This is a genomic window from Agromyces humi (assembly GCF_009720255.1).
GTDB classification, from domain to species: domain Bacteria; phylum Actinomycetota; class Actinomycetes; order Actinomycetales; family Microbacteriaceae; genus Agromyces; species Agromyces humi.
Genome location: NZ_WJSP02000280.1, coordinates 1 through 5,042, shown reverse-complemented (window position 1 = coordinate 5,042; position 5,042 = coordinate 1). Strand labels below are relative to the sequence as shown.

The window sequence follows — 5,042 nt, the reverse complement described above, 5'->3', positions numbered from 1 at the left end:
GAGCGAGACGTGGTCGAAGTCGTCGTCCATCACGACCACGCAGTTGATGCGGCCATGCTCTTCGAACGCGGCGTCGAAGGCCGGCGTGAGCACGTCCCGGTAGTCGGATGCCTCGATGATGCCGACGCCGGCCTCGCGGGCCGCGGGCAGCACCTCGTCGAGCGGCTTCAGTCGGAACGCGTTGAGGATGATCTGCACGGATGCCACGTGCGGGCGGGCGATCGCGGCGAGCGCCTCCTCGACCTTCTCGACGCTGACGCCGTAGTTCGCGATGGCCCCCTCTTCGACGAGGGTGTCGAGGGCGTCGAACACGCGGTCGTCGCCGTAGACGGAGGTGGGCGGGCAGTGCAGCTGCACGAGCTCGAGGGTGTCGACGCCGAGGTTCGCGCGCGAGCGATCGGTCCAGGCCCGGAAGTGGTCGAGGGAGTAGTTCTCGTGCTCCTGCGGCATCCGCCGGCCCATCTTCGTCGCGACGGTGACGCCCGAGTCGGGGTGCTCGCGCAGCCACCGGCCGATGAGCGTCTCGCTGCGGCCGTCGCCGTAGACGTCGGCGGTGTCGAAGAACGTGACGCCGGCGTCGTGGGCCGCGTCGAGCACGGCGAGCGCGTCGGCCTCGTCGACGTCGCCCCAGTCGGCGCCGAGCTGCCAGGTGCCGAGGCCGATCACCGAGACGGTGCGGCCGGTGCGTCCGAGGGTGCGGGTCTGCATGGGAATCCTCCGAGTTCGCGTGGCGGGTCGATCGGGAGCGAGCGGATGCCCCGTGGCGCCGCGTTCGAGCCTAGCCCCGACCTCAGCGCATCGGCACTGCGCGCCCGCTCACGACGATGCCGCCGTGCACGGGGATGTCGATCACGAGCTCGCCGGGCCGCCCGACGTGTCGCCCCTGCTCGATGCGCACCCGCTGCGGCGGACGCACCGCTCCGAGCCCGCGCAGGTATCCGCCCACCGCCGCCGCCGCGGAGCCCGTGGCCGGGTCCTCGGTGATGCGACCGACGGGGAAGAGGTTGCGGGCCTCGAACCGCATGACGCCGTCGGCGCCGTCCATGGTGCGATGGAGCACGGTGATGGTCGCCGGCCAGCCCTGCGCGTCCATGAAGGCCCGCACGGCGCCCGGGTCGAAGCGGAACGCGTCGAACACGGCGGGTTCGGAGATGACGATGACCGGGTGCCAGTTGCCGGCGAACGCGAGCCGTGGCGGGTATCGCTCGTCGAGCTGGGTGCGATCGACGGCGATGAGCTCGAGCAGCGCGTCGAGCACGAACTCGGGGAAGTGCGCGAGCTCGGTGTCGACGCTCGTGAACGCCGCACGCGGACCCGTCCCGTCGTCGCTCGTGTCGATGACGATCTCGCCGACGGGCGTGTCGAACCGTACCCGGCCGGGGCCCTCGTGCTCGGCGATGACGACCGCCGTCGCGATCGTCGCGTGTCCGCAGAACGGCACCTCGGCGATCGGCGAGAAGAACCGGAGGACGCGGGCGTCGCCGTGGCGCCCGGTGACGAACGCCGTCTCGGCGAAGTCGACCTCCGTGGCGATCCGCTGCATCTCGGCATCCTCGAGCTCGGACGCGTCGAGCACGATACCCGCCGGGTTGCCCCCGTCGGGGTCGTCGGTGAACGCCGCGTAGCGCAGCACCTCGACGCCGCTCACCTGCGCGCCTCCGTCCGCCGCCACCGGCCGTTCACGATGCCCTCGCGGGCGAGTACCTCGTCGCCGACCACGGGCCGCCGATCGCGCTGACCTTCGTGTCCCGCCATCCGGCCGACCGCATCACCGCGCGCACCGCGGTGTCGCCGGGCGCCGTGCTCTCCCGGCCCTTGCCGTGCACGACCCACACGTGCGTGCCGATGCCGCACTCGTTGAACCACACGGGCAGCGCGTCGAGCTCGTCGTCGCTGCGCACCACCACCACGACCACGTCGGATTCCCACGGCGGCACGCGCGCCGCCCCGGTGAGCGCGTCCTCGAGCTCCGGGACCGGCAGGTCGCCGCGCACGGCGACGGTCTCGCCCTTCGCCACGCCGAGCTTCTCCGCCAGCGTGGGCGGCGGCGTCGTCAGCGCACGCACCCAGGCAGCGGCGGTGCTCCCGAGCCGGAACCGGTACGTCTCGCCATCGGCAACGAATGACACGATGCCGTCGGCCGCCTCGACGTGCGACCACGCCGACCTCGGCACCTGCGCCCGCCGCTCGCCCGAGATCTGCAACCCTGCCGCCTCGAGATGGAGCGTGACCGCCGCCGCACGACCGTGCTCGCCGATCCAGGTCGCCTTCGCCTGCCTCCCCATGCATGAACCCCCCGGTTCATGATCCACTCCGGGCCGGTCGCGCGCAATGCCCCGAACGCGCCCGACGCACGGATGCCGCGACCGGCCCCTCGCGTGAAGGGGCCGGCCGCGGCATCCGCTCGCTGATCGCCGCCGGCGTCAGCCCTCCTGCTCGGCGCCGAACCGCTGCCTGGCCTCGACGGGGATGAGGGGATGCGCGGCGCGGGCCTTGATCTGCTGCACGGCCCACGTGTTGCCGTCGGGATCGGCGAAGCCGAAGAACGTGCCGCCGTCGCGCTCGTCGAAGACGGTGATCTCGCTGCACTCGACGCCGCGGGAGACGAGCTCGTCGCGGGCCGCGGCCGCGTCGGCGACCACGAGCTGGAGGCCCCGCATGGAGCCGGGCGCCATCTCGGTCTGCGCGGGCAGGTCGCCGATCACGATCGAGCAGCCCGACCCTCTCGGAGTGAGCTGCACGACGTGCATGTGCTCGTTGCGGGTGTCGTGGTCGAGCGCGAAGCCGACCTGGTCGCGGTAGAACGCGACGGCGCGGTCGATGTCGCTCGTCGGGATGAGGACGACCTCGAGCGTCCAGTCCATGGTGTGCTCCGTTCGTGGTGGTCGTGCGGTTCGCGTGCGTTCAGGCGGCGACGAGGGCGTCGAGCCGCTCGTAGCCCTCGCGGAGGCCGGTCTCCATGCCGCTGGCGACCATGCCGTCGCGGGCCTCGACCGCGGGGTACGTGGAGTGGATGCGCAGGCGCGTGCGGCCGTCGCCGAGGTCCTCGAACGCGATGGTCTCGATGGCCACGACGTCGGGCATGCCCTCGAACTCGAAGGTCTGCACGGCGAACTCGTTCTCACGCACCGAGTGGAACGTGCCGTTGAACGCCCATGCGTCGCCGTCGGGCGTGCGGTGCACGTAGCGGTAGCCGCCCTGGGTCGTGAAGTCCCAGCGCTCGATGTCCATCTCGTAGCCCTGCGGGCCGAGCCACTGCCGGACGAGTTCAGGCTCGCGGTGGGCGTTGAACACGGCCTCGACGGGGGCGTCGAATTCGCGGACGATCTCGATGAAGGGGAGTCCTCCGGGTGCGGTGATGGTGACTGCGTTGGTCATGATTCCGGTTCTTCCTGTGCGGTGCCGGCGCTCTGGCCGGGTTCTGGCGATGCGGCATCCGTGCCGCTGGTGGTGGTGCCGGCGAGCAGCGCGTCGAGCGAGCGGAACTGCTGCTCGTGGATCAGCCGGTAGCGATCGATCCACGCGGTGAGGGCTTCGAGCTGGGCGGCCTCGAGGTGCACGGGCCGGCGCTGCGCGTCGCGGGTGCGCGAGACGAGGCCGGCGTGCTCGAGCACCTGGATGTGCTTCGAGACGGCCTGCTTGGTGATCTGGAACGGCTCGGCCAGTTCGTTGACCGTGGCCGGTCCGCGGCTGAGGCGGGCCACGATGCGGCGGCGCACCGGGTCGGCCAGGGCCATGAAGGCCCGGTCGAGGCGGTCGTCGCTGCTCGGATCGACGATCATCGTGCACCTCCTCGGGGTCCTATTAATCAACCATTTGCTTGATCAACCTGTCGGTTGATTGAACGATAGGCCTGACGCAGCGAGCTGTCAACACCCCAGAATCGATTCCATGGATGCCGCCGACGGCCCGACGCCGCTCACCAGCCTCGCCTTCCGCCGTGCCACGGTCGACGACCACGCACGGGTGGTCGCCGCGATCCCCGACTGGTGGGGCCTCCCAGGCACCGAGTCGCTCTGGCGGCTGCTCCCCCGGCTGTTCTTCCAGCACTTCGCCGACACCTCGACGATCGTCGACGATCCCCGCGCCATCGACGGGCTCGCGGCCTTCCTCATCGGCTTCCGCTCGCAGTCGTCACCGGACGCCGCGTACATCCACTTCGTCGGCGTGCGGCCCGACCTGCGCGGGCACGGGCTCGCACGCATCCTCTACGAGCGCTTCTTCGACGAGATGCGGGCGAGCGGATGCCGCCGCGTCGACGCGATCACGGGCCCCGGCAATCGCCGGTCGCAGGAGTTCCACCGGGCGATGGGCTTCACGACCACGGGAGACACCGAGATCGACGGCGTGCTGGCCTGGCGCGACTACGACGGTCCCGGCGAGCACCGCGTCGCGTTCACCCGTCCGATCTGATCCGTACCCGCGCGACCCTCGCGTCGCTGCACGGAACGGAGCAGAATCGGGCGGAGGAACGACGACGATCTGGAGGCCACCATGCCCGTCACGCTCAACCCGTACCTGAACTTCAAGGACAACGCCCGCGAGGCGCTCGAGTTCTACCACTCCGTGTTCGGCGGGGAGCTCAACATGAGCACCTTCGCCGACTTCCAGTCCGCGGAGGACCCGTCCGACAGCGACCTGATCATGCACGGCCAGCTCGACGGCCCCGGGCTCACCCTCATGGCTGCCGACACGCCCAAGCACATGGAGTACCGCGAGCCGGCGGGTTTCTCCGTGTCCCTCTCGGGTGATGACGACGCCACCCTGCGCGCGTACTGGGACAAGCTCGCCGACGGCGGCACCGTGCTGCAGCCGCTCGAGGTCGCGCCCTGGGGCGACGCCTTCGGCATGGTCACCGACCGGTTCGGCGTCACCTGGCTGCTGAACATCTCGGGCGCGGGCGGCGGCGGAGCAGGCGCGCCCGCCTAGGCCGGCGTCAGCGCCTCGACGACGGGAGCCAGCTCGGGCTGGCCGGCCGCCTCGGTGAGCACGCGTTCGAGCGTCTCGTCGTGGATGGGGCGTGCCCGCTCGACGAGCGCCCG

General features: G+C 71.2%; 8 protein-coding genes. 2 read left to right on the top strand and 6 right to left on the bottom strand.

Annotation, left to right across the window (positions count from 1 at the left end):
* From GH736_RS17065 to GH736_RS17040, 6 genes are all read right to left on the bottom strand, one after another.
* Window positions 1-708 (bottom strand): aldo/keto reductase (locus GH736_RS17065; RefSeq protein ID WP_159605469.1); only part of this gene is annotated, 708 nt, incomplete at its 3' end.
* 82 nt (window positions 709-790) lie between these two features.
* Window positions 791-1,648: a PhzF family phenazine biosynthesis protein gene (locus GH736_RS17060; RefSeq protein ID WP_159605467.1), complete on the bottom strand. Its 858-nt coding sequence runs from the start codon at window positions 1,646-1,648 to the stop codon at window positions 791-793.
* 31 nt (window positions 1,649-1,679) lie between these two features.
* Window positions 1,680-2,285, bottom strand: a complete 606-nt coding sequence (locus GH736_RS17055; protein WP_159605465.1) for a hypothetical protein — start codon at window positions 2,283-2,285, stop codon at window positions 1,680-1,682.
* Between the two features lie 138 nt (window positions 2,286-2,423).
* Window positions 2,424-2,864 (bottom strand): VOC family protein, encoded by a 441-nt coding sequence (locus tag GH736_RS17050; protein WP_159605463.1) that lies wholly within the window; start codon window positions 2,862-2,864, stop codon window positions 2,424-2,426.
* Window positions 2,865-2,904: 40 nt separating this feature from the next.
* On the bottom strand, window positions 2,905-3,378 hold the full coding sequence (locus tag GH736_RS17045) for an SRPBCC family protein (RefSeq protein ID WP_159605461.1): 474 nt from the start codon (window positions 3,376-3,378) through the stop codon (window positions 2,905-2,907).
* Window positions 3,375-3,782: an ArsR/SmtB family transcription factor gene (locus tag GH736_RS17040; RefSeq protein WP_203230824.1), complete on the bottom strand. Its 408-nt coding sequence runs from the start codon at window positions 3,780-3,782 to the stop codon at window positions 3,375-3,377. Before GH736_RS17040 ends, GH736_RS17045 begins: the two co-directional genes overlap by 4 nt.
* A gap of 109 nt (window positions 3,783-3,891) precedes the next feature.
* Between GH736_RS17040 and GH736_RS17035 the strand changes: the two genes are divergently transcribed.
* Together GH736_RS17035 and GH736_RS17030 are read left to right on the top strand one after the other, a co-directional pair.
* Entirely contained in the window at window positions 3,892-4,413 is a 522-nt protein-coding gene (locus GH736_RS17035; RefSeq protein ID WP_159605459.1) for a GNAT family N-acetyltransferase, read from the top strand.
* Window positions 4,414-4,494: 81 nt separating this feature from the next.
* On the top strand, window positions 4,495-4,929 hold the full coding sequence (locus GH736_RS17030) for a VOC family protein (protein ID WP_159605458.1): 435 nt from the start codon (window positions 4,495-4,497) through the stop codon (window positions 4,927-4,929).
* Window positions 4,930-5,042: the final 113 nt, after the last annotated feature.

What these genes read in the sequence shown, in the direction of transcription:
- GH736_RS17055 (WP_159605465.1), bottom strand. Translation starts at nt 2,285, where the DNA reads ATGGGGAGGCAGGCGAAGGCGACCTGGATCGGCGAGCACGGTCGTGCG.
- GH736_RS17050 (WP_159605463.1), bottom strand. Translation starts at nt 2,864, where the DNA reads ATGGACTGGACGCTCGAGGTCGTCCTCATCCCGACGAGCGACATCGAC.
- GH736_RS17040 (WP_203230824.1), bottom strand. Translation starts at nt 3,782, where the DNA reads ATGATCGTCGATCCGAGCAGCGACGACCGCCTCGACCGGGCCTTCATG.
- GH736_RS17045 (WP_159605461.1), bottom strand. Translation starts at nt 3,378, where the DNA reads ATGACCAACGCAGTCACCATCACCGCACCCGGAGGACTCCCCTTCATC.
- GH736_RS17030 (WP_159605458.1), top strand. Translation starts at nt 4,495, where the DNA reads ATGCCCGTCACGCTCAACCCGTACCTGAACTTCAAGGACAACGCCCGC.
- GH736_RS17035 (WP_159605459.1), top strand. Translation starts at nt 3,892, where the DNA reads ATGGATGCCGCCGACGGCCCGACGCCGCTCACCAGCCTCGCCTTCCGC.